This window comes from Pseudomonas sp. GM33 (assembly GCF_000282295.1).
Lineage (GTDB): Bacteria > Pseudomonadota > Gammaproteobacteria > Pseudomonadales > Pseudomonadaceae > Aquipseudomonas > Aquipseudomonas laurylsulfatiphila.
The window spans coordinates 15,220-41,067 of the sequence record NZ_AKJO01000096.1; the positions used below are offsets into that span (position 1 = coordinate 15,220).

Consider the following 25,848-nt stretch of genomic DNA (forward strand, 5'->3'; position numbering starts at 1 on the left):
CTCCTAGCGGCGGCTTTGCTGCCACGCAGCCGCCAATCCGCTGCAACAGATCACGGCAATTCCGAGCACGGTGGTCAGTGTCGGCGTGTGGGAAAACAGCAGCCAGCCCAGCAGGCCGGCGAAGATGATCTGGCAATAGCTGAACGGCGCCAGCAGCGCCGGTGCGGCGAGTCGGAACGCCTGGGTCAGGAACAGGTGTGCCGTCATCCCGCAGGCCCCCAGCGCCAGCATCATTGCGCCATGCGCCAGGTTCGGTGTCTGCCAGAAGAACGGCACCAGCGCGCTCATCACCAGCGTGTTGCACAGGCCCGCGAAAAAGTTGCTGGTGGTCGGGCTGTCGATCTCGCTGAGCTTGCGCGTCAGCAGTTGATAGAAGCAGAAAAACAGCGCCGAGCAGAACGGTAGCAATACTGCCGGGGTAAATAGATCTCCCCCCGGGTGAACGATGATCAGCACCCCGATAAAACCGCAGATCACCGCCAGCCATTGCCCCCGCGTCACACGCTCGCCAAGCAACGGCACCGACAGCGCGGTCACCAGCACCGGCGCCAGGAAGTTGACCGACGTGGCCTCCGCCAACGGGATGTACATCAGCCCCGTGGTGAAAAACAGACTGGTGCCCAGCAGGCACAATGCCCGGATCAATTGCAGAAATGGCCGCTTGGTACGCAGCACTCGCAGCCCGGACTGCGGCAGGAAAATCCCGGCCATCAATAAGGTGTGAACCACGTAGCGCGCCCAGACCACCATGACAATGGGATAGAAACCGGAGAGGTATTTGGAAAAGGCGTCGTGGCTGGAAAACAGGAAAGTCGCGACAACGATCAGCAGGATCCCTTTGAAGGGCTGATTGACGCCGGAAAGCGGGGTACTGCTGGGCGACGTCAAGACAAAGTCCTTTTATGGGTTGAGGCGAGACATGAATAATTTAGAACCTGGTTCCACTTTATGAAATCTACGACTCAAGAAAGTGGGCGAATACCGCACACTGTTTATTCAAGCAGACTTCAGGTTCAACTGAACAACTCTGATGCCTGGCTCGCCAGTGAAAGTTCTTCGGTGTACTTCAACAAGGTCGGCGCCAACTCATGCAATCGCGCGCCGGGCATTCGCGCGCTTGGCCCGGCAATACTGAGTACTCCGATGACCCGGCCATCCAGTGGATGACGCACCACGCCGGCAATCGCCGAGGTGCCCACCGCCGAACTTTCCTCGACCCAGGCATAACCCTGCTCCCGCGCCAGACGCAAGCGCTCCAGCAGTTCAATATTCGAACGCGGTGCATTGGGCCCGACGTCCCGAGGCAATTTCGCCCCTTGCCGCTCGACCAGAGACAGCGCCTCGGCATCGCTCATGCACGCCAGCCATGCGTGCCCGGAAGCCGTGTAGAACAAAGGTGCATCGCGCCCCATGTCCGGGTCGTAGCGCAAACCGGACCGGGCACCCTGGGACTTGGCGATCCATACCTGGCGTTCCCCCTGGATCACCCCCAGCCGCACCAGCTCACCGGTTTCCCCGGCCAGACGATCGAGCACCGGCTGGATGATATCCGCGCCGCTGCCGGACAAGTATCGAAAGCCCATGGCTACCAACTTGGTCGACAGGTGATAGCGCAGGTTGTCCGGATTCTGCCGCACGTACCCCAGGCGAATCAGTTCAGCGAGCAAACGATGAGTCGCGCTTTTAGGGATTTCCAGTTGCTCGGCCAACGTCTGCATCGGCAAACCCTGCGGTTCACCGGTCAGGCTTTCCAGCACGCTGAAGACACGTTCGATCTGACTGCCAGCCATGGTATGTCCCAAACAAAATTTGGCTGATTCTAGAAGAGAAGCCCCACGAAGCAAAATGTGGAACCAGTCGCTCAACCGGCAGTCTGACGACCGGACTGGCGCGGCTCCCACTTGGCAGCAACACTCATCGCACGGCTCGTGACCCGGAACAGAAGAGGATTCGTACATGCTATGGAAAAAAGGCCGACGCAGCGACAACGTGGTCGATGCCCGTGGTGATGATGTCGGCAGTGGCGGCGGCGGGATGCGCTTCGGCGGTGGCAAGGGCCTGAGCCTGACGGCGATCCTGCTGATCGTCGGCATCGGCTGGATCACCGGCCAGGATCCGCTGCAAATCCTCGGACAACTGACCGGGCAAATGGGCCAGCAATCGGCACCCGCCACCAACCAGAGCCGTAAGGCACCACCGGCCAATGACGAAGGCGCGGAGTTCGTGCGCTCGATCCTCGGCGACACCGAAGACACCTGGGGCGCGATATTCCAGCAGGCCGGCCGTCAATACAAAGAGCCGACCCTGGTGCTGTTCAGCAACCGCGTGAATTCGGCCTGCGGTCTGGCGACCTCGGCCACCGGGCCGTTCTATTGCCCGGCGGACCAGAAGGTCTACCTGGACATGGCGTTCTTCCAGGAAATGTCCCAACGTTTTTCCGCCGCGGGCGACTTCGCTCAGGCCTACGTCATCGCTCACGAAGTCGGACACCATGTGCAGACCCTGCTTGGGGTGTCCGCAAAAATCCAGGCAGCCCGCCAACAAGGCCGGCAGATGGAAGGCGACGGCGGTTTACTGGTTCGCCAGGAACTGCAGGCCGATTGCCTGGCCGGTGTCTGGGCCAACAATGCGCAGAAGCGCCTGAACTGGCTGGAACCGGGCGACATCGAAGAAGCACTGAACGCAGCGAACGCCATCGGTGACGATCGTTTGCAGCAACAGGGCCAGGGTCGCGTAGTCCCGGACTCGTTCACCCACGGTACGTCGGCGCAACGGGTGCGCTGGTTCAAAACCGGTTTCGCCCAAGGCCAGGTAAGCCAGTGCGATACCTTTGCGACGAAAAATCTGTAAATGAAAAAGTGGTTGTTGGTTGTTCTGTTTACTTGCGCAACGTCCCAGGCCGCCGAGCATGAGGTCAAGGACCTCAGTCCCGGACGCCTGCTGTTGAAATCAGGTGAAATCGCGGTGGGCATCAGCCCCGCCCCGGCAAAAATCGAACGGGTGCTGATCATCCTCCACGGTCGCTTGCGCAACGCGCAAACCTATCTGCAAAGCGGTGAGCACGCGGCCGAACTGGCCGGGCAAAGCGCAACGACCTTGGTGATCGCTCCGCAATTTCTCAATGAAACCGATGTAGCGGTTCATCCGGTGGCCGACACGGTTTTGCGCTGGCAAGGCAATGAATGGATGGCCGGCGGCGAATCCACGGCACCGTTTCGGCTGAGTTCCTATGCCGCGCTCGACGAAATCATTGCCCGCCTGGGAGATCGCCAGCAGTTTCCGGATGTGAAGCAAATTGTCATCGCCGGTCACTCCGGTGGCGCGCAGGTGGTTCAGCGCTATGCATTGCTCGGTCATGATCAGCCGGCCCTCGAGGCGGCCGGCGTACAGGTTCGATACGTGATTGCCAACCCGTCGTCCTATGCCTATTTCGATGAGCGCCGGCCCGTGGCGTTCAGCCACGCCGGTTGCCCGCAATTCAATCGCTGGAAGTATGGGCTAGCGGACTTGCCCGCCTACGCCGAAGGACAAACGCCCGCACAACTGCAGGAAAAGTACCTTAAGCGTGACATCGTTTACCTTCTGGGCCAGCAGGACACCGACCCGAATCATCCGGCGCTGGATAAAAGCTGTGAGGCCAAGGCGCAAGGGCCGTACCGGTTGGCGCGCGGGCGTTTTTACTTTGATTATCTGAAGCGGCTGCAACCGCAAGGGTTGAATCAGCAACTGATTGAAGTACCCGGAGTCGGGCATAACGGGGACGTGATGTTTACCTCGCCGGAGGGGCAGAAGGCGTTGTTTGGGCAGTAGGCGTTGCACTGCCTGATCTGACGCCTTCGCGAGCAGGCTCGCCCCCACAAGGATTTTGCGGTGAACACATCATTTGTGAACACCAGAAATCAAATGTGGGAGCGAGCCTGCTCGCGAAAGCGGTTGACCAGGCAACGAGGCACTCAAGCCGACAGCATCTGCCGCAACTCGACACAATCCGCCGCATGCCAATCGGTCAATTCCGGCCACGGATTATCCGGCAGGTTCACCAACACAGTCCGCACCCCCGCCGCCCGTCCGCAATCCAGATCAAAGCGGTAATCACCGACCATCACCATCTCGCTTGCCGGCACCTTCCACGCTTCGGCCAGTTTCAGCAGCCCGCCCGGATGCGGCTTCGGCGGTGCTTCATCACGCCCCAGCACGTCCTCGACCGCAAAGCAGTCGGCCAGGCCAATGGCCTCCAGCGTGACATGCGCCAGCTCCCGGGCATTGCGCGTGAGAATGCCCAGGCGATAACCACGCCCGGCCAGCTCGCGCACCAACTCCACTGCGCCCGGCGCCGGTTTCGAACCGAGGGCCAGGTCCCGCTCGTGCTCCAGCAGCCACGCATGCTTGGCAGCGGCTTCATCGGCCGGCAATGCGGCGAGGTGAGTCAGGATGTCGGCTTCGGCAGGAATCGCCAGGGCTACGCGAATCGCCGCAAAGTCGTGCACGGCCACGGTCAGGGTGCCGTCCATGTCGAACACCCAGTGACGCACGTCGGCCAGGCTCACGCCCAATCCTTGCGGTGACGGATCAAGCCTTCCTGGGTGACCGAGGCCACCAGTTGCCCGGCGCGGTTGAACACACTGCCTCGGGAGAATCCGCGCGAGTTGCCGGCCCACGGGCTGTCCATCGCGTAGAGCAGCCAGTCATCGGCACGCAGATTCTGGTGGAACCACAGTGCGTGATCGAGGCTGGCGACTTGCATGTCCTTGTGCCAGACCGATTTGCCGTGGGGCTGCATCGAGGTGACCAGCAAGCCGAAATCCGATGCATAGGCCAGCAGGTATTTATGCAGCGCCGGCGAATCGGCCAAGGCCCCGTCGGCGCGGAACCAGACGTACTTGACCGGATCGGACGGCAACGGGTTGTAGGGATCTTTTTCAGTCACCGGGCGGAATTCGATCGGCTTGGGGCACAACAGCTTTTCGCGCATTTTCTCGGGAATCAGGTGCGCGCGCTGCTGGGTCAGTTCCAGCTCCGAAGGCAGATTTTCCGGGCCAACCACAACCGGCATTTTGCTCTGGTGCTCAAATCCTTCCTCGTCGTACTGAAACGACGCGCTGCACGTGAAGATCGGATGGCCCTTCTGGATCGCCGTCACCCGGCGCGTGCTGAAACTGCCGCCATCACGCACCCGGTCAACCTGATACACCACCGGCAAACCGGCATCACCCGGACGCAGGAAATAGCCGTGCATCGAATGCACATGGCGCGCCTCTTCTACCGTCTGACTCGCCGCCGACAGCGACTGGCCGAGTACCTGGCCACCGAACAGCTGACGAAAACCCAGGTCCTGGCTACGGCCGCGGAACAGGTTTTCCTCGATCGGTTCCAGGGTCAGCAAGTCGACCAGATCTTCCAACACTTGGCTCATTCAGACTCTCCTCACGCAAAACATTGCCGCGCAGTCTTGGCTGCAACGGTCGATTCAGTTTCCGGCCCGGGCCAGCATGGGGCCATTGTAAACGTCCGTGCCAGCTTATCCATGCAAGGTTTGCAGCCATTGTTCGCGACTGATGCGATACAGAACGTGCCGACGCAACGGATGATCGGCTTCGAGTCGCGGGTGTTCGAAGTCATCCGCCGGGTCATGGTGCATGCCGATGGCCTGCATGACTTTTTCTGACGGCAGGTTGGTTTGCGTCGTGAAGGCCACCACCTCTTTCAGCGGCAGTCGGTCGAACCCGCAGCGCAGAGCGGTCCACGCCGCTTCACTGGCGTAACCGAGGCCCCAGTGCTCGCGGGCCAGGCGCCAGCCGATTTCCGTTGCGGGGGTGAATGGCGCGTCGAATCCGACCACATTGAGCCCGGTAAACCCGATGAACTGGCCAGAGTCCTTTCGCTGCAAGGCCCAGAGTCCATAACCATGCTCGGCGAAATGACCACGGATTCGCCCGATCAATGATGCGCTTTCCAGTCGGCTCAGGGTGCCTGGAAAATAGCGCATCACCTGCGGATCGGCACACATCACCGCAAAGTCCGCCAGATCTTCATCGCGCCACTGGCGCAACAGCAGCCGAGCGCTTTCAATCTCCAGTATTGGCTCCATCGTGCCCCGCCCCTCCATTTCAATGTCGCCAGTCTACAACGCTGGTAGGATCCTTCTCTCATTCCTACATGAAATGACCATGCCACTGCCGCTGATTTATCACGAAGACTACAGTCCCGAGTTTCCGGCGGATCACCGCTTCCCCATGGACAAGTTTCGCCTGCTGCGCGATCACCTGGTGGACAGCGGCCTGACCCGTGACGTCGACTTGCTGCGCCCGGATCTGTGTCCGGCAGACATTCTCGCCCTCGCCCATGACCCTTCGTATATCGAACGCTACATGAGTGGCGAATTGTCCCGCGAAGACCAGCGCCGCCTCGGCCTGCCCTGGAGCGAAGCCCTGGCCCGGCGCACGGTGCGCGCAGTCGGCGGCTCGCTGCTGGCGGCCGAGCAGGCGATGGAGCATGGCCTGGCCTGTCACCTGGCGGGCGGCACCCACCATGCGCACTACGACTACCCGGCCGGGTTCTGCATCTTCAATGACCTGGCGGTGATCAGCCACTACCTGCTGGAAAGTGGTCGGGTGAACCGGGTACTGATCTTCGATTGCGACGTGCATCAGGGCGACGGGACCGCACGAATCCTGCAGCACACCCCGGAAGCGGTAACTGTTTCCCTGCACTGCGAAAAGAACTTTCCTGCACGCAAAGCCGAAAGTGACTGGGACATTCCGCTGCCCAACGGCATGGGCGATGCCGACTACCTGAAGGTGGTGGACGATGCGCTCAACTACCTGCTGCCGCTCTACCAACCGGACCTGGTGCTGTATGACGCCGGGGTCGATGTGCATAAGGACGACGCCCTGGGTTATCTGAAGCTGACAGACGAAGGCGTCGCCGCCCGCGATGAAAGCGTGATGCGCCATTGCCTGGGCCGGGACATCCCTGTGGTCGGGGTGATCGGCGGCGGCTACAGCAAGGACCGCCAGGCCCTGGCCCGCCGCCACGGCATCCTCCATCACAGCGCGCAGCGCGTCTGGCAGTCATCAGGCTGTCACTGAGTTGTGGATGCTTTACCCACATTGCCTGTGGAACTGCCTGTGGATAACCTGAGTGAAAGGGTCTGCAGCCCACACGGCGTATAGGGTACAGAACGGTGATTATTTTTTAACCACCCGCTGCAACCACCACAGTTCAAATGTGGGAGCGGGCTTGCTCGCGAAGGCGTCGGCACGCTCAACGCCTATGTATCTGACACTCCGTTTTCGCGAGCAAGCCCGCTCCCACAGGGATTTGGGCTGCTAGAATGCGCGGCTTATCCAGCCAGGCCGCAGCTCTCATCATGACCCAGCCCTCAACCGCCTCCCCTTCCCGCGTCGCCATCATCGGCGGCGGTCCTGCCGGTTTGATGGCAGCTGAAGTGCTGAGTCAGGCCGGGATCAAGGTCGACCTGTACGACGGCATGCCTTCGGTCGGGCGAAAATTCCTTCTGGCCGGTGTCGGCGGCATGAACATCACTCACTCCGAAGCCTACCCGGCGTTTCTCTCGCGCTACGCCGAACGCGCCCCGCAAATCGCCCCACTGTTGCGCGGCTTCGGTGCCGATGCGTTGTGCCAGTGGATTCACAACCTGGGCATCGAAACCTTTATCGGCAGCTCCGGCCGGGTGTTCCCCACCGACATGAAAGCCGCTCCGCTTCTGCGCGCCTGGCTCAAGCGCCTGCGCGACAGCGGCGTAGTTATCCACACCCGCCACCGCTGGCTCGGCTGGGACGAGCATGGCGGTTTGCGCATCGACAGCCCGGACGGCGAAAAAACCGTGCAAGCCAATGCCACCCTGCTCGCCCTCGGTGGCGGCAGTTGGTCACGGCTGGGCTCGGACGGCGCCTGGATGCTGGCACTGGAGCAGCACGGCGTAGGACTGGCGCCGTTGCAACCGAGCAATTGCGGCTTCGAGGTGCAGGCCTGGAGCGAATTGATGGTCAGCAAATTCGCCGGCGCGCCGCTGAAAAATATCGCCATCGGTCTCAATGATGATGTGCCCCGGCTCGGCGAATGTGTGATCACTGCCACCGGGATCGAGGGCAGTTTGATCTACGCCCTGTCGGCACCGATCCGCGAGGCAATCAACCAGCAAGGTTCGGCAACGATTCATCTGGACCTGCTGCCGGGCCGGCCTGTGGATAAAGTTCTGGCGGCGTTGAGCAAACCACGAGGTTCACGCTCGATGGCCAAGCATCTGCACAGTCAGTTGGGCATCGATGGGGTGAAAGCGGCGCTGTTGCGTGAACTGACCAGCGCCGATTGCTTTGCCGATATGGCCTTGCTGGCCAAGGCGATCAAGGCATTGCCCCTGACACTGGTGAAAACCCGTCCGCTGGACGAGGCCATCAGCAGCGCGGGCGGTGTGTTGTTCGAGGCGATGGATGAGCGCTTGATGCTCAAGCAAATGCCGGGCGTGTTTTGCGCCGGGGAAATGCTTGATTGGGAAGCGCCGACGGGCGGTTATCTGCTGACTGCGTGTTTTGCCAGTGGGCGAGCGGCTGGGTTGGGGATGGTGGAGTGGCTGAAGCGCCAGGCTTGAAGACCGAGGCGCGCCCTTCGCGAGCAAGCCCGCTCCCACAGGGGACTTGTGCACGACACAAATCCAGTGTGGGAGCGGGCTTGCTCGCGAAGGCGGCCTAACAGGCGTTGCGTGTAATCAAGGCTTACGCTTACGCGGCCCGGTATTGAACACCGGCACCTTGCGCACCGGCTTGATCGAAGGCTCCGCCGGCGCAACCTCTCCGCTATCCACCCACTTGCCAAGATTGCGTTTGCCACCACCACCGCCGGAAGCCTTGGGCTTCTTCGGTTTCTTCGGCTTCTTGATCACCTGACCGCTGGCATCGGTGTCCGGTACGCGGTGCTCCGGTTCGAAGTCCGGCTCATTCTGACGCTTCAGCGTCTGGCGGGTCAGCATCTCGATCGCCGACAGCAGATTCACTTCATCGGCGCACACCAGGGAAATCGCCTCGCCGGTCGAGCCCGCGCGGCCAGTACGACCGATGCGGTGGATGTAATCCTCGGCGACGATTGGCAGGTCGAAGTTGACCACCAGCGGCAGGTCTTCGATGTCCAGGCCACGGGCCGCCACGTCGGTAGCGACCAGGATCTGCACTTCACTCGCCTTGAAACGATCCAGTGCGCGCTGACGGGTAGCCTGGGGTTTGTCGCCGTGGATGCCGTCGGCGTTGATGCCCAGCCCCTGGAGTTTTTCTACCAGCGCATCCACGCCGTTGCGGGTCTTGGCGAACACCAGTACCTGCTTCCACTTGCCCTTGCGCATCAGGTGCACAAACAGCTCCGGCTTGCGCTTCTTGTCCACGGTCACGATCCATTGCTTGACCGTATTGGCCGCCACGTTGCGCGGGCTGACTTCGATACTCAGCGGGTCGTTGAGCATCTGCCCGGCCAGCAGGCGTATGTCATCGGAGAAGGTCGCGGAGAACAGCAGCGTCTGACGCTTCTTCGGCAGCGCGCGGTAAATGTTCGCCAGCTCCTCGGAAAACCCCAGGTCGAGCATGCGGTCGGCTTCGTCCAGCACCAGGGTTTGCAGCTGGTTGAACTTCAAAGCATTCTGGCGGAACAGGTCGAGCAAGCGGCCCGGGGTCGCCACCAACAGATCGACACCGCTGCGCAGCTTCATCATTTGCGGGTTGATGCTGACGCCGCCATACACCGCGTAAGTACGCAGCGGCAGATTTTCGGCGTACTGGCGCACGGCCTCGTGAACTTGCTCGGCCAGCTCGCGAGTCGGTACCAGGATCAGCGCGCGGACCGAGTTGGCGGTGACTTTCGGCCCTTCCATGGCCAGCAACTGCAGGAGTGGCAGCGCAAAACCGGCGGTCTTGCCGGTGCCGGTCTGGGCGGCGGCCATCAGGTCGCGACCGGCCAGCACCGCTGGAATGGCTTGCGCCTGAACCGGCGTCGGAGTCTGGTAGCCGAGCGTCTCGAGGGAGCGCAGCAAGGGTTCGATCAGGCCAAGGGTGGCGAAAGTCATGGGAATACCGTAGGAAAATTCAGCGCGGGTTGTTCAAAACAAGTGTGCAAAACAAGATGCAATGCCGCGCAGTTTACCCTAATTCACTCGGGATTCTGTCGGTACCACCGTCACCACAGGCTTAACCGGCGCCCGACGCCACTGCGGCAATCCGATCAGCACCACGGCGCTGATGATCACAGCCATCGCCAGTGCTTCTTCGATGCCGATGGTCTCGCCAACAAACACGATCCCCAGCAACACCGCCACCGCTGGATTGACGTAGGCATAACTGGTAGCCGCCGCCGGGCGCACGTGTTTCAACAGGTACATGTAGGCGTTGAAGGCGATGATCGAGCCGAACACGGTCAAGTACGCCAGGGCTGCCCAACCTTCGACGGGCGGCACCTGTTGCAGATGCTCACCGCTCACCGCGCTGGCGATCAGCAGCACGACGCCGCCCACCAACATTTCCACGGCACTGGCCATTGCCCCTTGTGGCAATGGCAAGTGTTTGCTCCATACCGAGCCGAACGCCCAAGTCGCCGCCGCAAAGATCAGCAACGCCGCACCCAATGGACTCGATTGCAAGTTGGAACCCAGGTTGAGCATGGCAATGCCGATCAGCCCGAGCACAATCCCGGCCCATTCGAGACGGGTATTACGTGCACCCCAGAAATATCCGCACAGCAAGGTAAACAGCGGCACCGTCGCCACCGCCAAGGCCGCCACCCCGGAGGCCACGCCGGTGTGCTCTGCCACGCTGACCGCGCCGTTGCCACACGCCAGCAGCAAAATCCCGATGACTCCGGCGGCTTTCCACTGTGCCCAGGTCGGTGCCGGCGCCCCGCGCCAGCGCAGGAAGGCGTACATCAAGGTCCCGGCAATGACGAAACGGATGCCGGCGAGCAGCAGCGGTGGCCAATACTCCACGCCGATACGGATCACCAGGTAAGTCGAGCCCCAAATCACGTACAAGGCGAAAAAGGCAGCGATCAAAGGTAAGGGAAAGCGACGAAGGCCGGACATGGGGGCAGCTCACAGGCAAGGACAAGTGAACGGCTATTCTAGAAAGGCTGGCGACGGAAAATAAGTTACAAAACCTGTTTAAAGAGCCAGTACACTTTTCAAAACACGGAGTTCAGCGCTATAAACCGTGTTTTCGAAAGTCGAGCATTTTCAGGAGTCGCCCCATGGACAAATACGACCGCATGCTGCTCAGCGCCCTGCTGGAAAACGGTCGCGCGTCCTACGCCGACCTGGCGCGCAAGGTCAACCTGTCCGCCCCGGCGGTGGCCGAGCGCGTGGCCAAGCTCGAAGCCAACGGCGTGATCACCGGCTATCAGGCGAAGGTCGACATGGCCAAGCTCGGCCTGCCGATCCAGTGCGTGATCGAATTGCGCCTGAACCAGCACGGCAACCAGAAGGCCTACGACGACCTGATCAAAATCCCGCAATTGACCGAATGCCATCGGGTGACCGGCGATCCGTGCGTGATCATGCAGGCCGCGGTGGGCTCGATGCCGGAGCTGGAAGAACTGATCAACCGGATCGCCACGTTCGGGTTCAGCAAGACGTCGATCGTGTTGTCCAGTGCGATAGAGAAGCGAGTGCCTTTGGGGCATATCGAAGGGAATGGCAAGCCTTGATCGAACGCAGAACCTGTAGGAGCGAGCCTGCTCGCGATGGTCGCCAACGATAACGCGGGAAACCTGACACCCCGCGCTGTTCTCGGGTTCATCGCGAGCAGGCTCGCTCCTACAGGGGATTTGTGGTGAATTCGGGATCAGCGATAGCGCTTGAGATGCTCACCCACTTTCGCCGCCGGGACCTTCTGCAACTTGCACAGCAAGTCATGGGACAGCTCGCGCAGGCCATGCTTCTGGAGCAACTCTTCCTCCAGGTGCGCCGTCAGGTTGGCCGCCATCTCGGCATCGGCCATGGCCCGGTGGGCCTTGCCGGTGTGCGGCAGGTTGGCAAACGTGGTGAGGGTGCCGAGTTTGTGGTTCGGTGCGGCGGGCATCAGGCGGCGGGCCAACAGCAGCGAACAGGCGAAGTTCTGCAAGCGGGTGCGCTTGATTCGCCCGAGTTCGAAGTCCCAGAATTTCTGGTCGAACGCCGCGTTATGCGCGAGCAAGGGTGTGGTGCCGACGAACTCATTCACTTCGTTCATCACCTGCTCCGCCGACGGCGCGGTGCGCAGCATGGCGTTGCTGATGCCGGTGAGCTGTTCGATGAAAGCCGGGACGCGCACGCCGGCGTTCATCAGGCTTTGGTAACGCTCGACGATGCGCCCCTGTTCAAGGATCACCACGGCAATTTCCGTGGCCCGGCAGCTGCTGCTCGGGGAGATCCCGGTGGTTTCAAAGTCGATGACTGCGATGCGTTCCAAACCTGGTTCAACTCCGTAAAAATCAATTCTTGAGCAACAACGCGCCTTCGATCGGCACGTAGCGGCTGGCGGCGCGGATCAGCGAGTTGGCCGTCAGGCCCGGCACGCCGTAGGCCACGGCTTGCACGCCATGCTTGCTGATGATGCGTTCGAGCAGCATGTCGAAATCGCCATCGCCAGAGGCCAGCACGATCTCGTCGACATGGTCGGCGGCATCCATGATGTCGAGGGTGATGCCCACGTCCCAGTCACCCTTGGCCGAACCATCGCTGCGCTGGATGAACGGCTTGAGTTTCACGGTGAAACCGAGGTTACGCAGGATCTGCTGGAACTGCTGCTGTTTGCTGTCGCCACGGTCGATGGCGTAGGCATAGGCTTCGACGATCTCGCCCTGCTGGCTGATATCAGCCCACAGCGCGGCATAGTTGAAGTGGCAACCATAAGCCTGACGCACGGTGTAGTAGAGGTTCTGGACATCGGCGAACACTGCGATTTTTTTCACCGGCTTTCCTCAAGGCTGAATCAGGCACCAGGCCCGAAAGGTCGCCCAGTATGCCAGCCCAGAGGATGGTTCCGCGAATAATCGGCTATGTGGCGAGGGAGCTTGCTCCCGCTGGGGTGCGAAGCAGCCCCCTTGATTTGGAGCCCGAGGGGGCCTGCTACGCAGTCCAACGGGAGCAAGCTCCCTCGCCACTGGGTGTCAGACGAAGGAATCGTCGTCGCCGCCAAAGAGCGAGTCATCGCTGTAGTCAGCGTCGCTGAAGCCGCCCTGATCATTGCTCCAGGAATCATTGCCGGCCATGCGCTGGTCATCACCCCAGCCATTGTTGCCCTGGTCATTGACCTGGGCCGGCTCTTCCTTGATGACTTCGACGACTTCCGGTTGCTGATTGTGATGGAACAGGCTGCTGATGCCTTGGGCCAGCATCACGCCACCCGCCACGCCAGCGGCAGTTTTCAGCGCACCACCGAGGAAACTGCTGCCGGCCGCTGCCGGTGCTTGCTGCTGCGGGGCATAGCCCTGTTGTGAAAAATTCTGTGGCGGGGCACCGAAGTTCTGCTGTGGCGCTTGCGAACCGAACGACGAGCGCCCCGGTTCACGCCAGCCACCGCTCGATGGCGCCGAGCTCTGGGTCGGTGCCGGTTGTGGATCACGGGAAGCGCCGCCAAAGATACTCGACAAAAAGCCACCGTCGCTCGACGCTGGAGCCGGGGTCGCCAGGGCCTTGGCCTGTTGCAGTTCGGCCTGCAATTGCTGGACTTGCCGGGTCAGTTGCTGGTTCTGCTCATCGAGGCTCTTGATCGCTGCCTCTTGCACCAGAATCGCCTGGGTCATGAAATATCCTGCCGCAGGCTGGCGCGTCAGGTGTTCCTTGATCCGCGCCTCGGCCTGGGCGTCGCGCGGGGCTGAGTCCGTTTCGGCCTGTTGCAGCCGGGAAAACAGTCCATCGATCAGGGTTTGTTCTTCGTTGTTCATGGCGACCTCGTAGATTGCCGGGAAAATCGTTGCCTTTATCCAATGAGGATAAGGTGCCCGACCTTAATGGAGGCTGAAACAAACTGTTTCAATGACCTTTACTGAACGTTTACGTTTGCGTCTCCCGGCACTTGATCGGTTAAAGTGGACCACTGCTTTCAACCTGCGATACCAACCGATGAATCCGTTAGATGTGCTGCGTGACTCCCTGTATTTCTTCAAGCGCAATCTGGGCCAGATCGTGCAGCTGTGCCTGCCGCTGGTCATTTTTGAGGCGCTGCTGCAACAAGTGGTCGACCACTCCACGGAGCCGGACAGCTTCCCCGGCATCAGCGTGATTGTCGGCTTGCTGGTGTACCCGCTGTACACCGCCGCGCTGATTCTGTTTCTCGACGCCCGCAGCCGGGGCGAATCACCGCGCAACCGCGACCTGCTGGCGATGGCGGCGAGCCTGTGGCCACGCTTCGCCCTGCTGACGGCGCTCAATACCGTGCTGATTCTGCTGGGCCTGTCGCTGTATTTCCTGCCGGGTATCTATCTGATGGTGACCCTGGCGTTTGGCGAATATCTGCTGGTGTTGCGCGGCATGGCGCCGCTGGCGGCCATGAAGGAAAGCCTGCGCATGACCCAAGGTCACTTCCTGCGCATCCTGCTGTGCATTCTGTGTGTGATGGGCCCGCTGTGGCTGCTCAAGGGGGCGACCCTGGCGGTGTACCCCGAACCGCAGAACCCGGTGATCTCGCTGCTGATCGACAGCGCACACAGTTTCCTGCAGCTGTTCACCAGCGTGGTGTTGTTCCGTCTGTTCATGCTGATCAACCCGTTGCCTGAGAGCAATGACAACTCGCTCTGACCTTGGGTGCGCCCATCGCTCTCGGGTATGCTCGGGAACAATTTTGCAACGCCAATAAGCCGAGCCATGACCCGTCTACTGCGCCACACCCTGCTGGGCCTGCTGATCGTGATCGGCCTGATTGCGGTGATGATCTACAGCCTGACCTGGCGCCCCGACGCCAAAGAAGAGTTGCCCGTCAGTTGCAGTCCCCAGGCACCCACCCTGGTTCCCGGGCAGGCACTGAAAGTGATGACCTGGAACGTCCAGTTCCTGGCCGGCAAGCGTTACGTGTTCTGGAATGACCTGGCCGCCGGTACCGACGAACGCCCCACAGCGGAAGACATGGCCTTCAGCCTCGACGAAGTGGCGCGGGTGATTCGCGACGAACAACCGGACATCGTGCTGTTGCAGGAGCTGGACGACGGCGCCAAGGCGAGCGATTACCAGCACCAGTTCAAACTGCTGCAGGAACGGCTCGCCGATTTGTACCCCTGCAACGTCAGCGCTTTCGACTGGAAGGCCGACTTCGTACCGGACCCGCATATTTTCGGCAGCGTCGGCCGGCAACTGGCAACCCTGAGCCGTTACCGGATCGAACATGCCCAACGCCTGCAACTGCCCGTTGTCTCGGGCAATCCGCTCAGCCGCCAATTCAACCCCAGAAACGCCTTGCTGGTGAGTTACTTGCCGTTGAGTGACGGTGGGCAGATGGCGGTGCTCAATACCCATCTGGAGCGTGCGACCCAAGCCGACAACACCTTGCAAAACCAGGTGAACTCCGTGGCCAGGACCCTCGATAAACTCGAAAGCCGTGGCACGCCGTGGTTGATCGGCGGGGATTTCAACCTGCTGCCCCTGGGTCAGTATCGACGCCTGTCCGATGCGCAACGCGCCCCCTACTCCGCCGACAGCCCGTTGCACCTGCTGTGGGACAAGTACCCGATGATCCCGACCAACAACGAAGCCAGCGGGATCGACCGCGAGCGCTGGCTGACCCACTACCCGAACGACCCCGGGCTGAACGGCCCGGACCGGACCGTCGACTACCTGTTCTACAGTCCGCGGATCAAACGGGTGGAGGCCATGGTGCGGCAGGACGATACGTTGCGCATCTCCGATCACTTGCCGGTGATCGCGCGGTTCCTGTTGCCCGCTACGCCCTGACCCCGAACCAACACAAAACCTGTGGGAGCGAGCTTGCTCGCGATGGCGTCGTGTCAGTCGACATCATTGTTGAATGACAAATCGCTATCGCGAGCAAGCTCGCTCCCACAGGGATGGTGCATCGGCTCGAATCAGGTTTAATGCACCTCCTCCAGATCATCATGCAGCAGCCCGAAGATCTCGCGCTTCATCTCGATGAATGAGCGCTCCATGACCATGTCCAGGTTGCGCGGACGTTCGATCGGCACATCGAGGATCTGTTTGATCCGCCCCGGCCTGGCGCCCATGACGTAGACCCGGTCGCCGAGCAGAATCGCCTCGTCGATGTCGTGGGTCACGAACAACACGGTCTTCTTGCTGTTGCCCCACACCCGCAGCAACAACTGCTGCATTTGCAGGCGCGTCTGGCTGTCGAGGGCCCCGAAGGGTTCGTCCATCAGCAGGATCTGCGGGTCGTTGGCCAAGGCGCGGGCGATGGCGACGCGCTGCATCATCCCGCCGGACAACTGCTTGGCGTAGTTGTCGGCAAAGCCGCTCAGGCCCACTTCATTGACGTAGTAGTCGACAATATCCTTGCGCTGCGCCGCCGGCATGCCACGCCGCTTGAGGCCGAACTCGACGTTCTGCCGCACGGTCAGCCACGGGAACAGCGTGTAGCTCTGGAACACCATGCCGCGATCCGCGCCGGGGCCTTCCACCTGTTGGCCGCCGACGTAGATCTCCCCCGACGTCGGTTCCGCCAGGCCGGCGGTGAGGTACAGCAGGCTCGATTTACCGCAACCCGAGGGTCCCACCAGTACGGCAAATTGCTGGTCCGGCACCTCAAACGACACTTCTTCCAACGCGGTAAAGGTCCCGCCATCCGGCTTCTTGTAACGCAGGCTGACCTTGTCCACCTGCAGCCGAGGCGCGTTCACCGGGGCAGCCTGAGGGGCGACAAAACGATGAGTGGCGGCGGTTACTGAGCCCATGCGGTAATCCTCAGACGTAGGAAACGGAACAGTTGATCGGTGACCAGGCCCAGCAGGCCGATGATCGCGATGGCGAGGAAAATCACATCCACCTGGAAGCCGCGCATGGCCTTGAGGCTCAGGTAACCCAGGCCACTGGAGGCGGCGACCAGTTCAGCCACCACCAGGTAAGTCCAGGCCCAGCCCATGGTCACCCGCAGGGTGTCGAGCACGCCTGGCAGCGAAGCCGGGGCGATCACATGCAGCACCGCATCGCGACGATTGGAACCGAGGGTGTAGGAGGCGTTGATCAGGTCCTTGGAGATGCCTTTGGACACGTCCGCGATCATCACCAGTTGCTGGAAGAACACGCCGAAAATGATCACCGAGACCCGCTGCTCCAGGCCGATGCCGATCCACAGGATGAACAGCGGTACGAACGAAGTCACCGGCAGGTAGCGAATGAAGTTGACCATCGGTTCCAGGAACGCCTGGACGATGCGGAAGCTGCCCATCAACAGCCCCAGCGGCACCGCCACCAGGGACGACACGATGAAGCCGACCATCACCACTTCGACGCTGGCCCACACATGCTGGCCGAGGGTGCCGTCGCGACCCAGGCGCACGGCGGCCTCGACCACCGCGCCCGGCGTCGGCAGGAACATGCCCGGCACCACACCGCCGTAGGACAACCCGGCCCAAAGGCCGACCAACAGCACCCAGGCCAGGCCGCTCGCGCTCCAGATCACCGAGACCGGCAACCCGGTCTTGGGCGTGATGCAGCGGCTCAGCCACGAATTGCGCTTGAACATGCAGCCTCCTAGAGCGGGGTGACGAAGCGGTTGTCGATCAGGTCGTCATTGCTGACGTTGTAGGGTTTGCCTTGCAGCTCGCTGGCGGTCTCGTTGGCCAGTTTGATCAGCGGTGCGCTGTCACCCGGCTTGCCCGGCGCGCCCAGCAGTTTTTCGCTCATGGCCTGATCGTAGAAACGCACGCCCTGGGCGGCCGCTTCGAGCTCCTTCGGATCGGCCAGGTAACCGCCGACACCCTTGGCCATGATCTTGTAGGCTTCCTGCGGATGATCCTTGGTGTACTGCACGGCTTTGTACAAACCGGCCACCAGTGCCTTGACGTCTTCCGGCTGTTTCTCGATGACGGTGCAGTTCAGCGCCACCACGTCGACGATCACCCCCGGCGTGCTGCTGCTGTCGACCAGCACCTTGCCTTGCTGCTTGTCGCGCACCATCGACAGGTGCGGTTCCCAGGTCACGGCGGCGGGTACGCGACCGGCGATGAACGCGGTGGCGGCATCGTCGGCCGTCATGTTCTGCACGGTGATGTCGCTCATTTTCATGCCGTTCTTTTTCAGCAGATACGACAACCAGAACTGCGAGGTCGACCCTTCGTTGACCGCCACGGCCTTGCCTTTGAGCTCCTGCAGGCTCTTGACGTCCTTGCCTACCAGCACGCCGTCGCCACCATGGCTGTCGTCCAGCGCGGCCACGGCCTTGAAGCAGAATTGCGGACGGTACTTGAGCACCTCGTCGATGGTCGACGCCGAGCCGGACAATTCGCCGGACGCTTGTGCGGCCATGTACATCGCCGCCTCTTCGACCACCGGCAATTCGACGGTCAAACCGTTTTCCTTGAAGTAGCCCAGGTCCTGGGCCAGGTACAGGGTACCGTAGCCGACCCAGGTGGTATGGCCGATGGACAGGGTGCCGGCCTGGGCGCTGGTGGCGACCGTCGCGGCGATGGCGGTGACCGCCAGTGGATGGACAACGCGCGTAAGCAAGGACTTGATCATGGAGCACTCCCAAAGCTGTTGATTTAGTTTTGTCATGGGCAGTACGGCGAGCCCTGAATCGGCTGCAACCTGTGGTCTCTGAGGGACCCTTCGGCGGGCAGCATTCAGCGGGCTGGCGAGATCGATGTTGGCTCAAGGGCGGGATTAGGAAAATGAGGAAATATGTGGATGCGAGTGATGAAAAAACTCGTTAGCGCGCACTGCGAAAGGGCGTCGTGGGTGGGGATGCACGGGGTGGGTGCAAGGTGCTGGAATTATGTTGAATGGGCCATAGCATTCGCGAGCAAGCCCGCTCCCACACTGGATTGATGCCGGACACAAAATCTGTGTACGACACCGACCAAATGTGGGAGCGGGCTTGCTCGCGAAGAGGCCAGAAAGAACGCTACACGATCAGAGCCGGCCGTATTCCTGCGCCGTTCGATCCACCGCTTTCAAGGTCTTGGCGATCAGTTCGTCAATCTCTTCTCGGCTGGCAATCAACGCCGGCGCCATGATCATCCGGCCCAAGGTCGAACGAATGATTACCCCCTCCTCGAAACCAATCGTACGGCAACGCCAGGCGATGTCGTTCTCATTGGCGAAGCGCTTGCGCGTGGATTTGTCTTCGGCCAGTTGCAGCGCCGCAACCATGCCGGTGCCCTGGATATCGCCCACCAGCGGGTGCTTGCCGAACACTTCGCGCAGGCACTGTTGCAGGTACGGGCCGATGTCGTCCTTGACCCGCGTCACCACGCCTTCATCGCGCAGGGCCTTGAGGTTGGCAATCGCCACCGCCGCCGCCACCGGGTGCCCGGAATAGGTCAGGCCGTGGGCAAACACACCGCCCTGCTCCACCAGCACCGAGGCCATTTTCTTCGACAGGATCAAGCCGCCCATGGGGATATAGCCCGAGGTCAGGCCCTTGGCGATGGACAGGGTGTCCGGCTCGAAACCGAAGTACTCGTGGGCGAACCATTCGCCGGTACGACCGAAGCCGCCGATCACTTCATCGGCACACAGCAGCACATCGTACTTGCGGCAGATGCGCTGGATTTCCGGCCAGTAACTTTCCGGCGGAAAGATCATCCCGCCGGCACCCTGGAAGGGTTCGGCAATGAAGCCTGCGACCTTGTCCGCACCCAGCTCGAGAATCTTCGCTTCCAGTTGCTGGGCCGCGCGCAGGCCGAATTCGGCTGGCGTCAGGTTGCCTTCGTGAGCGAAGAAGTACGGCTCGTCGATGTGCTCGATGTCCGGAATCATGCCGCCCATTTCGTGCATGAATTTCATCCCGCCCAGCGCCGTCGCGGCCAGGGTCGAACCGTGGTAACCGTTCCAGCGGCCGATCATGATCTTCTTCTCGGGCTTGCCGAGCACCTGCCAGTAGCGACGCACCGTGCGGATCAACACCTCGTTGGCCTCGGAGCCGGAGTTGGTGTAGATCGCGTGGCTGTAGTGACCCGGCAGCAGGCTGAACAGCAGCTCGGAGAGCTCGATCACCTGCGGGTGGGTGGTGTGGAAAAACATGTTGTAGTACGGCAGCTGCTCCAGTTGCTGACTAGCCGCAGCCGCCAGGTCCTTGCGCCCGTAACCGAGGTTGGTGCACCACAGCCCGGACATGCCGTCGAGGTAACGGCGGCCATCGTTGTCCCACAGGTGCAGGCGTTCGCCACGGACCATCACCCGTGGCCCCTCGTCGTTGAGGGCTTTCTGATCGACGAACGCATGGATGTGGTGCGCAGCGTCGGCGGCCTGGTAGTCGCGGGTTTCACGTGGTGTGGTCATCGCCAGTTCTCCGTTTTGTTATCAGCGCAATTGAAACCAGGTGGTCTTCAACTGGGTGTATTTATCGAATGAATGCAGGGACAGGTCGCGGCCGAAACCGGACTGCTTGCCGCCGCCAAAGGGTACGGTCACGTCCAGTGCATCGACGCTGTTGACCGACACCGTGCCCGCTCGCAATTGTCGCGCCACGCGGTGGGCACGGTTGAGGTCGTCGGTCCACAGCGAAGCCGCCAGACCGTAGACGCTGTCGTTGGCCAATTGCAATGCATGGGCTTCGTCGTCGAACGCCGTGACAGCCAGAACCGGGCCGAATACTTCGTCGCGAAACAGCGGCATGTCCGGCGTCACGCCGGTAAAGATAGTCGGCTGGATGAAGTTGTCGGAGCCATTGAAGATCGATTGCCGACCACCACAAACCTTGGTCGCACCTTGCTGCTCGGCCTGTTGGATGAACTTCATGATGTGCGCGGTCTGACGGCTGTCGACGATGGCACCGGCAGCGCTCGACGGGTCCAGCGGATCGCCCGGCAACCAGCGTTCAGCCTGGGCCTTGAGGCGTTCGACGAACGCGTCATGAATCGAGCGCTGCACCAGCAACCGCGAGTTGGCCGAGCAGACTTCGCCCTGATTGAAAAAGATGCCGAACGCGGCTTTTTCGGCAGCCAGATCCAGGTCCTGACAATCGGCGAACACCAGGTTCGCGCTCTTGCCGCCGCACTCCAGCCACACCTGTTTCAGGTTCGACTGGGCTGAGTACTGCATGAAATATTTGCCGACCTCAGTGGAGCCGGTGAACACCAGGCAATCGACGTCCGGGTGCAGGCCGAGGGCCTTGCCGGTTTGCTCGCCCAGGCCCGGCAGTACGTTCAACACACCCGCAGGCACACCAGCCTCAAGCGCCAGCTCCGCCAGACGCAAGGCCGAAAACGGCGACTGCTCGGCCGGTTTGAGAATCACCGAGTTACCAGCGGCCAGGGCCGGGGCGAGTTTCCATGCGGCCATGTCCAGCGGAAAATTCCACGGCACCACGGCAGCGACCACGCCGAGGGCTTCGCGGGTGATGGTCGCCAGCACGTTCTGCGCACTCGGTGCGACCTGATCGTAGAGTTTGTCGAGGCTCTCGGCGTACCAGCGGAACACCCCGGCGGCACCCGGCACATCGATGTTGTAGGCGTCCGTGACGGGCTTGCCCATGTTCAGCGAATCGAGCAGCGCCAGTTCTTCACGGTTTTCGAGGATCAGGTCGGCCAGACGCAATAGCACTTGTTTACGTTCGGTCGGCGAACGTGCCGACCAGGTGCCGGCTTCAAACACTTGCCGCGCATTGCGCACCGCCGCATTCACATCTTCCTCGCCACAGGCCGCGACATTGGCCAGGCATTGCCCGGTGGCGGGGTTGATCGCGGCGAAAGTCTGCCCCGATTGTGCCGCTCGGCGCTGGCCGTCGATTACAGCCTGGTCGGGAAACCGCAGGGAAGCGGCTTTACGTTGCCAATACTCAAGCTCGAACACGTTCGGATGCTCCAGAGGACATTCTTGTGTATTGGATAGTCGCTCAGGCCCGAGCGGTGGAAAACCAGTAAAAATGTGTTCGCAGGCCAAGAAAAAACTACGTAGCCAATCTCCCTTCTGGCGCAGCATGTGGTTATTGTTCAACCACAACAAATCGCTACCCGAGCGGATAGGGGTGGCGCGCAAATTGCCTGGATGCCTGATTCGTTCTCCCCCGAGGTTTGCTGTGGCTGCCTACAATCTGCGTCAACTGAAATACTTCATCACCACCGTCGAGTGCGGCAGTGTCGCCGAGGCCTCGCGCAAGCTGTACATCGCCCAGCCGTCGATCTCCACGGCCATCAAAGGGCTGGAAGACAGCTTCGGCGTGCAACTGTTAATTCGCCATCACGCCCAGGGCGTGTCATTGACACCCAGCGGTGCACGCTTCTACCGCAAGGCCCAGGAACTGCTGCGCATGGCCAAGGAGTTCGAGCAGAACGCCCTGGCCGACAACGATGTGGTGTCCGGGCAGATCGATATCGGCTGCTTCGAAACCGTCGCGCCGCTGTACCTGCCGCAATTGATCGCCGGGTTTTCGGCGTTGTACCCGGGAGTGGAAATCCGCATCCGCGACGGCGAGCAGCAAGAACTGGTGCAGGGCCTGACCTCCGGCGCCTTCGATCTGGCGATCCTCTATGAGCACGATCTCGACGGCACCATCGCAACCGAACCCTTGATGCCGGCGCAACGGCCTTACGCGCTGCTGCCGGCCGATCACCGTTTTGCCCAGCAGGCACAAGTCTCACTGCGGGACCTGTGCCTGGAGCCGATGATTCTTTTGGACGTGCAGCCGAGCCGGACCTATTTCGTCAGCCTGTTCGAAGAGCTGGACCTGACCCCGCGCATTGCCTTCAGCTCGCCATCGATCGAGATGGTGCGCGGCATGGTCGGACAAGGCTTTGGTTTCTCGATCCTGGTGACCAAACCACATTCGGAGTGCACCTACGACGGGCAGAAAGTGGTGTGCGTGGACATCGCCGAAGACGTCACCGGCTCCGGGCTGGTGGCGGCCTGGCTCAAGCGCGGGCAACTGACCAAACCGGCGCAGTTGTTCGCCGACTATTGCCGCGAACAACTGACCGCCAAATCCGAAAGCTCAGACTGATCCCCTGTGGCGAGGGGGCTTGCCCCCGTTGGACTGCGTAGCAGGCCCTGCTTTTCAGGTGGAGAGCTGGGGCCGCTGCGCGACCCAACGGGGGCAAGCCCCCTCGCCACAGAGTCCGGTGTTAACTGTTATTTACGCGGTTTGATCCGCGCAGTCGCTTCGGCCACCAGCGGATCATCCGGCCAGTAATGCTTCGGATAACGTCCCTTCAAATCCTTCTTCACTTCGGCGTAGGTGCTGCGCCAGAAGTTCGCCAGGTCCTGCGTCACCTGCACCGGCCGCCGAGCCGGGGACAGCAGGTGCAGCTTGACCACTTGCCGCCCGCCGGCGATGCGCGGGGTTTCGGCCAGGCCGAACAACTCCTGCAGACGCACCGCCAGAATCGGCGGCTGCTCGCTGTAGTCCAGGCGAATCGACGAGCCCGACGGCACGCTCAAATGATGCGGCGCCAACTCGTCCAGCCGCTGCGGCAGCGGCCACGGCAGCAGGTTGTGGACGATGCTCGACAGGTCCAGATTGGCGAAGTGACTGAGACGCGACACTTTACCCAGATATGGCATCAGCCAGTGTTCCAGACCTTTGAGCAACGCTGCATCGCTGACATCCGGCCATTCGCTCTCGCCTTTGCCGGCGAGGTCCAGTTGCCGCAACAACGCTACTCGTGCCTGCCACTGACGCAGCTCCGGGGTCCATGGCAACAGCTCCAGGCCTTTGCGCCGCACCAGATTCACCAGCGCCTGGCTGCGGGCGCCTTCGTCGAGGCCGGTGAGCGGTTCACGGCTGAGGATCAATTCGCCAACCTTGCGCTGACGCTCGGCCCGCAGCACGCCTTCGCGCTCATCCCAATCCAGTTGATCGACGCAACGCACCTGCTCGGCCAGCACTGAGTCGAACAGCGCCGGATCGAAATCCGTCGCCAGATAAATCCGCTCTTCGCGTTGCCCCTGACGACTGCCGAGATCGGCGATCACCAGCCACGGCTGCTTCATCAGGCTGTCGGCCTCGGCGAACAGCGCGGCACGACCGTTGGCCAAGCGATATTCCGCGCCACCAGCGCGCCGTTGTTGGGCGACGCGGTCGGGATAGGCCAACGCCAGCAATGCACCGAGCCAGCGCGGGTGATCCGGATCGCTGACCGGCTCCGAGGCTTTGCCGCGCAAGTAACCACGGTATTGCCGCGCCAGTTGCCGTGCGCGTTGCACGCCACCCTGTGCGCCACGTGCGGCGCGTTCTTCGCCAGACAGCAATACCAGGCGGCTGTGCAAGTCCGCCCCGGCACCGCGCAAGATATCGCGCTCGCCGAGCAGTGCGGCGACGTCGCTAGCCATTTCCGCCAGACCCAGCGCCTGGCCGCGCAACAGCAAATGCGCGATACGCGGATGGGCCGGCAGTTCGGCCATGGCCTGGCCGTGACGGGTCAGCGCTTCGCCGTCCAGCGCGCCCAGGCGTTCGAGCAGGTCCTGAGCCTGTGCATAAGCGGCGGCCGGTGGCACGTCAAGCCACACCAGTTGCCCAGGCGTCACACCCCAGCGCGCCAATTGCAGGGCCAGCCCGGCAAGGTCCGCCGAGAGGATTTCCGCACTGCCATAAGCCGCCAGTTGCTCGTGCTGGTCCTGGGACCACAGGCGATAACAAACACCGGGTTCCAGACGCCCGGCCCGGCCCGCACGCTGGGTCGCACTGGCCTTGGAAATGCGCTGGGTGTCGAGACGGGTCATGCCGCTGCCCGGGTCGAAACGCGGTACTCGCGCCAGCCCGGCATCGATCACCACGCGCACGCCGTCGATGGTCAAACTGGTTTCGGCAATGTTGGTGGCCAGCACCACTTTGCGCTTGCCCGGCGGTGCCGGATCGATCGCCGCTCGTTGCGCCGTCAGGTCCAGTTCACCGTGCAATGGACACAACAGAACCTGTGGGTTGTCACCCAAAGCATCGGCCAATTGCTGATGCACGCGGCGGATCTCCGCTTGCCCCGGCAGGAATACCAGCACGCTGCCGGTCTCGTCGTTCAAGGCTTCGAGGATGGTCTGCACCAGCCGCGGCTCGATGAATTCACCGGCCTGGAACGGCCGGCCCCAGCGCATCGCCACCGGGTACATGCGCCCTTCGCTGCGCAGGATCGGTGCGTCGTCGAGCAACCCGGCCAAGCGTTCGCCTTCGAGCGTGGCGGACATCAAGAGGATTTTCAGCGGCTGGTCGTCACGAAACAGCTCGCGGCCATTGAGGCTCAGGGCCAAGGCCAGGTCCGCGTCGAGGCTGCGCTCGTGGAATTCGTCGAAGATCAGCAGGCCCACGCCTTCCAGCGCCGGATCATCCTGCAGGCGCCGGGTAAGGATGCCTTCGGTGACCACTTCGATGCGGGTATTGGGGCCGACCTTGCTGTCGAGGCGAATGCGATAGCCAACGGTTTCGCCGACCTTTTCCCCCAGCTCACTGGCCAACCGTTCTGCCGCTGCGCGTGCGGCCAACCGGCGGGGTTCGAGCATCAGGATGGTCTGCCCGGCGAGCCACGGCTCGTTGAGCAGGGCCAAAGGTACGCGGGTGGTTTTACCGGCGCCGGGCGGTGCTTCGAGCACGGCTTCGTGGCGTGCAGCGAGGGCTTCACGCAGGGCGGGTAAAACTTCATCGATCGGCAAAGAAATCATGCTGGCTCCCAAACAGAGCGGCGAGTATAACGGCGAACTGCGTGGCGTTAATCACGGTCCTAATTCATACCGACGACGTTTCGTTTCGAGATTACCCAGGAGATTTC

At 61.7% G+C, this 25,848-nt stretch carries 24 protein-coding genes; 8 read left to right on the forward strand and 16 right to left on the reverse strand.

Annotated elements, in window-relative coordinates; genetic code table 11:
* Positions 1–3 precede the first annotated feature (3 nt).
* The gene (locus PMI26_RS11400) at positions 4–888 is read right to left on the reverse strand and encodes a DMT family transporter (RefSeq protein ID WP_007975789.1); all 885 of its coding nucleotides are present in this window, start codon (positions 886–888) and stop codon (positions 4–6) included.
* A gap of 125 nt (positions 889–1,013) precedes the next feature.
* Positions 1,014–1,790, reverse strand: a complete 777-nt coding sequence (locus PMI26_RS11395; protein WP_007975790.1) for an IclR family transcriptional regulator — start codon at positions 1,788–1,790, stop codon at positions 1,014–1,016.
* Positions 1,791–1,956: 166 nt separating this feature from the next.
* On the opposite strand from PMI26_RS11395, the gene ypfJ reads away from it, so the two are divergent.
* Positions 1,957–2,850, forward strand: coding sequence for a KPN_02809 family neutral zinc metallopeptidase (gene ypfJ / locus PMI26_RS11390; protein WP_007975791.1), 894 nt, complete (start codon positions 1,957–1,959; stop codon positions 2,848–2,850).
* Positions 2,851–3,810, forward strand: coding sequence for an alpha/beta fold hydrolase (locus PMI26_RS11385; RefSeq protein ID WP_007975792.1), 960 nt, complete (start codon positions 2,851–2,853; stop codon positions 3,808–3,810).
* A gap of 143 nt (positions 3,811–3,953) precedes the next feature.
* On the opposite strand, the gene PMI26_RS11380 is transcribed toward PMI26_RS11385, so the two are convergent.
* The 3 genes from PMI26_RS11380 to PMI26_RS11370 all read right to left on the reverse strand — a co-directional run bounded on the left by PMI26_RS11380 (position 3,954) and on the right by PMI26_RS11370 (position 6,088).
* Complete coding sequence (locus PMI26_RS11380) at positions 3,954–4,547, reverse strand: HAD family hydrolase (RefSeq protein ID WP_007975793.1); 594 nt, start codon at positions 4,545–4,547, stop codon at positions 3,954–3,956.
* Positions 4,544–5,413: an acyl-CoA thioesterase II gene (tesB, locus tag PMI26_RS11375; RefSeq protein ID WP_007975794.1), complete on the reverse strand. Its 870-nt coding sequence runs from the start codon at positions 5,411–5,413 to the stop codon at positions 4,544–4,546. Before tesB ends, PMI26_RS11380 begins: the two co-directional genes overlap by 4 nt.
* 105 nt (positions 5,414–5,518) lie before the next feature.
* Positions 5,519–6,088 carry a GNAT family N-acetyltransferase gene (locus PMI26_RS11370; RefSeq protein WP_007975795.1) on the reverse strand — a complete coding sequence of 190 codons (570 nt, stop codon included), beginning with the start codon at positions 6,086–6,088 and terminating at the stop codon, positions 5,519–5,521.
* Positions 6,089–6,167: 79 nt separating this feature from the next.
* On the opposite strand from PMI26_RS11370, the gene PMI26_RS11365 reads away from it, so the two are divergent.
* Together PMI26_RS11365 and PMI26_RS11360 are read left to right on the forward strand one after the other, a co-directional pair.
* On the forward strand, positions 6,168–7,088 hold the full coding sequence (locus PMI26_RS11365) for a histone deacetylase family protein (protein WP_033048006.1): 921 nt from the start codon (positions 6,168–6,170) through the stop codon (positions 7,086–7,088).
* Between the two features lie 281 nt (positions 7,089–7,369).
* On the forward strand, positions 7,370–8,611 hold the full coding sequence (locus PMI26_RS11360; RefSeq protein WP_007975799.1) for a TIGR03862 family flavoprotein: 1,242 nt from the start codon (positions 7,370–7,372) through the stop codon (positions 8,609–8,611).
* A 117-nt stretch (positions 8,612–8,728) separates the two neighbouring features.
* Here the strand turns inward: PMI26_RS11360 and PMI26_RS11355 are convergent, their stop codons facing one another.
* Together PMI26_RS11355 and yedA are read right to left on the reverse strand one after the other, a co-directional pair.
* The gene (locus PMI26_RS11355) at positions 8,729–10,069 is read right to left on the reverse strand and encodes a DEAD/DEAH box helicase (RefSeq protein ID WP_007975800.1); all 1,341 of its coding nucleotides are present in this window, start codon (positions 10,067–10,069) and stop codon (positions 8,729–8,731) included.
* A 78-nt stretch (positions 10,070–10,147) separates the two neighbouring features.
* The gene (gene yedA / locus PMI26_RS11350) at positions 10,148–11,077 is read right to left on the reverse strand and encodes a drug/metabolite exporter YedA (RefSeq protein WP_007975802.1); all 930 of its coding nucleotides are present in this window, start codon (positions 11,075–11,077) and stop codon (positions 10,148–10,150) included.
* A 164-nt stretch (positions 11,078–11,241) separates the two neighbouring features.
* Between yedA and PMI26_RS11345 the strand changes: the two genes are divergently transcribed.
* A complete protein-coding gene (locus PMI26_RS11345) occupies positions 11,242–11,697 on the forward strand; it encodes an Lrp/AsnC family transcriptional regulator (protein ID WP_007975803.1) in 456 nt (151 codons plus the stop codon).
* A gap of 137 nt (positions 11,698–11,834) precedes the next feature.
* Here PMI26_RS11345 and PMI26_RS11340 read toward each other — a convergent pair whose 3' ends face one another.
* The 3 genes from PMI26_RS11340 to PMI26_RS11330 form a co-directional block, all read right to left on the reverse strand.
* Positions 11,835–12,440 carry a 3'-5' exonuclease gene (locus tag PMI26_RS11340; RefSeq protein ID WP_007975805.1) on the reverse strand — a complete coding sequence of 202 codons (606 nt, stop codon included), beginning with the start codon at positions 12,438–12,440 and terminating at the stop codon, positions 11,835–11,837.
* 22 nt (positions 12,441–12,462) lie between these two features.
* Positions 12,463–12,942, reverse strand: coding sequence for an NYN domain-containing protein (locus PMI26_RS11335; RefSeq protein ID WP_007975807.1), 480 nt, complete (start codon positions 12,940–12,942; stop codon positions 12,463–12,465).
* 198 nt (positions 12,943–13,140) lie between these two features.
* The gene (locus PMI26_RS11330) at positions 13,141–13,917 is read right to left on the reverse strand and encodes a DUF2076 domain-containing protein (protein ID WP_007975809.1); all 777 of its coding nucleotides are present in this window, start codon (positions 13,915–13,917) and stop codon (positions 13,141–13,143) included.
* A 178-nt stretch (positions 13,918–14,095) separates the two neighbouring features.
* On the opposite strand from PMI26_RS11330, the gene PMI26_RS11325 reads away from it, so the two are divergent.
* A complete protein-coding gene (locus PMI26_RS11325; protein WP_007975811.1) occupies positions 14,096–14,770 on the forward strand; it encodes a YciC family protein in 675 nt (224 codons plus the stop codon).
* A 66-nt stretch (positions 14,771–14,836) separates the two neighbouring features.
* The gene (locus PMI26_RS11320) at positions 14,837–15,916 is read left to right on the forward strand and encodes an endonuclease/exonuclease/phosphatase family protein (protein ID WP_007975813.1); all 1,080 of its coding nucleotides are present in this window, start codon (positions 14,837–14,839) and stop codon (positions 15,914–15,916) included.
* A 137-nt stretch (positions 15,917–16,053) separates the two neighbouring features.
* Here PMI26_RS11320 and PMI26_RS11315 read toward each other — a convergent pair whose 3' ends face one another.
* The 5 genes from PMI26_RS11315 to PMI26_RS11295 form a co-directional block, all read right to left on the reverse strand.
* A complete protein-coding gene (locus PMI26_RS11315) occupies positions 16,054–16,887 on the reverse strand; it encodes an ABC transporter ATP-binding protein (protein ID WP_007975815.1) in 834 nt (277 codons plus the stop codon).
* Positions 16,875–17,678 carry an ABC transporter permease gene (locus tag PMI26_RS11310; RefSeq protein WP_007975817.1) on the reverse strand — a complete coding sequence of 268 codons (804 nt, stop codon included), beginning with the start codon at positions 17,676–17,678 and terminating at the stop codon, positions 16,875–16,877. The genes PMI26_RS11315 and PMI26_RS11310 overlap by 13 nt, the downstream gene beginning before the upstream one ends.
* Positions 17,679–17,686: 8 nt before the next feature.
* The gene (locus tag PMI26_RS11305; RefSeq protein WP_007975819.1) at positions 17,687–18,673 is read right to left on the reverse strand and encodes an ABC transporter substrate-binding protein; all 987 of its coding nucleotides are present in this window, start codon (positions 18,671–18,673) and stop codon (positions 17,687–17,689) included.
* 393 nt (positions 18,674–19,066) lie between these two features.
* On the reverse strand, positions 19,067–20,437 hold the full coding sequence (locus tag PMI26_RS11300; protein WP_007975821.1) for an aspartate aminotransferase family protein: 1,371 nt from the start codon (positions 20,435–20,437) through the stop codon (positions 19,067–19,069).
* 21 nt (positions 20,438–20,458) lie between these two features.
* The gene (locus PMI26_RS11295; protein ID WP_007975823.1) at positions 20,459–21,949 is read right to left on the reverse strand and encodes an aldehyde dehydrogenase; all 1,491 of its coding nucleotides are present in this window, start codon (positions 21,947–21,949) and stop codon (positions 20,459–20,461) included.
* A gap of 226 nt (positions 21,950–22,175) precedes the next feature.
* Between PMI26_RS11295 and PMI26_RS11290 the strand changes: the two genes are divergently transcribed.
* Complete coding sequence (locus tag PMI26_RS11290) at positions 22,176–23,096, forward strand: LysR substrate-binding domain-containing protein (protein ID WP_007975825.1); 921 nt, start codon at positions 22,176–22,178, stop codon at positions 23,094–23,096.
* A gap of 128 nt (positions 23,097–23,224) precedes the next feature.
* Here the strand turns inward: PMI26_RS11290 and hrpB are convergent, their stop codons facing one another.
* Positions 23,225–25,741, reverse strand: coding sequence for an ATP-dependent helicase HrpB (gene hrpB / locus PMI26_RS11285; protein ID WP_007975827.1), 2,517 nt, complete (start codon positions 25,739–25,741; stop codon positions 23,225–23,227).
* Positions 25,742–25,848 lie beyond the last annotated feature (107 nt).

Excerpts from the sequence above, each read along its gene's own strand:
- ypfJ (WP_007975791.1), top strand. The coding sequence starts at position 1,957 with ATGCTATGGAAAAAAGGCCGACGCAGCGACAACGTGGTCGATGCCCGT.
- PMI26_RS11345 (WP_007975803.1), top strand. The coding sequence starts at position 11,242 with ATGGACAAATACGACCGCATGCTGCTCAGCGCCCTGCTGGAAAACGGT.
- PMI26_RS11370 (WP_007975795.1), bottom strand. The coding sequence starts at position 6,088 with ATGGAGCCAATACTGGAGATTGAAAGCGCTCGGCTGCTGTTGCGCCAG.
- hrpB (WP_007975827.1), bottom strand. The coding sequence starts at position 25,741 with ATGATTTCTTTGCCGATCGATGAAGTTTTACCCGCCCTGCGTGAAGCC.
- PMI26_RS11325 (WP_007975811.1), top strand. The coding sequence starts at position 14,096 with ATGAATCCGTTAGATGTGCTGCGTGACTCCCTGTATTTCTTCAAGCGC.
- tesB (WP_007975794.1), bottom strand. The coding sequence starts at position 5,413 with ATGAGCCAAGTGTTGGAAGATCTGGTCGACTTGCTGACCCTGGAACCG.
- PMI26_RS11355 (WP_007975800.1), bottom strand. The coding sequence starts at position 10,069 with ATGACTTTCGCCACCCTTGGCCTGATCGAACCCTTGCTGCGCTCCCTC.
- PMI26_RS11385 (WP_007975792.1), top strand. The coding sequence starts at position 2,851 with ATGAAAAAGTGGTTGTTGGTTGTTCTGTTTACTTGCGCAACGTCCCAG.
- PMI26_RS11315 (WP_007975815.1), bottom strand. The coding sequence starts at position 16,887 with ATGGGCTCAGTAACCGCCGCCACTCATCGTTTTGTCGCCCCTCAGGCT.
- yedA (WP_007975802.1), bottom strand. The coding sequence starts at position 11,077 with ATGTCCGGCCTTCGTCGCTTTCCCTTACCTTTGATCGCTGCCTTTTTC.
- PMI26_RS11320 (WP_007975813.1), top strand. The coding sequence starts at position 14,837 with ATGACCCGTCTACTGCGCCACACCCTGCTGGGCCTGCTGATCGTGATC.
- PMI26_RS11330 (WP_007975809.1), bottom strand. The coding sequence starts at position 13,917 with ATGAACAACGAAGAACAAACCCTGATCGATGGACTGTTTTCCCGGCTG.
- PMI26_RS11360 (WP_007975799.1), top strand. The coding sequence starts at position 7,370 with ATGACCCAGCCCTCAACCGCCTCCCCTTCCCGCGTCGCCATCATCGGC.
- PMI26_RS11305 (WP_007975819.1), bottom strand. The coding sequence starts at position 18,673 with ATGATCAAGTCCTTGCTTACGCGCGTTGTCCATCCACTGGCGGTCACC.
- PMI26_RS11365 (WP_033048006.1), top strand. The coding sequence starts at position 6,168 with ATGCCACTGCCGCTGATTTATCACGAAGACTACAGTCCCGAGTTTCCG.
- PMI26_RS11300 (WP_007975821.1), bottom strand. The coding sequence starts at position 20,437 with ATGACCACACCACGTGAAACCCGCGACTACCAGGCCGCCGACGCTGCG.
- PMI26_RS11395 (WP_007975790.1), bottom strand. The coding sequence starts at position 1,790 with ATGGCTGGCAGTCAGATCGAACGTGTCTTCAGCGTGCTGGAAAGCCTG.
- PMI26_RS11310 (WP_007975817.1), bottom strand. The coding sequence starts at position 17,678 with ATGTTCAAGCGCAATTCGTGGCTGAGCCGCTGCATCACGCCCAAGACC.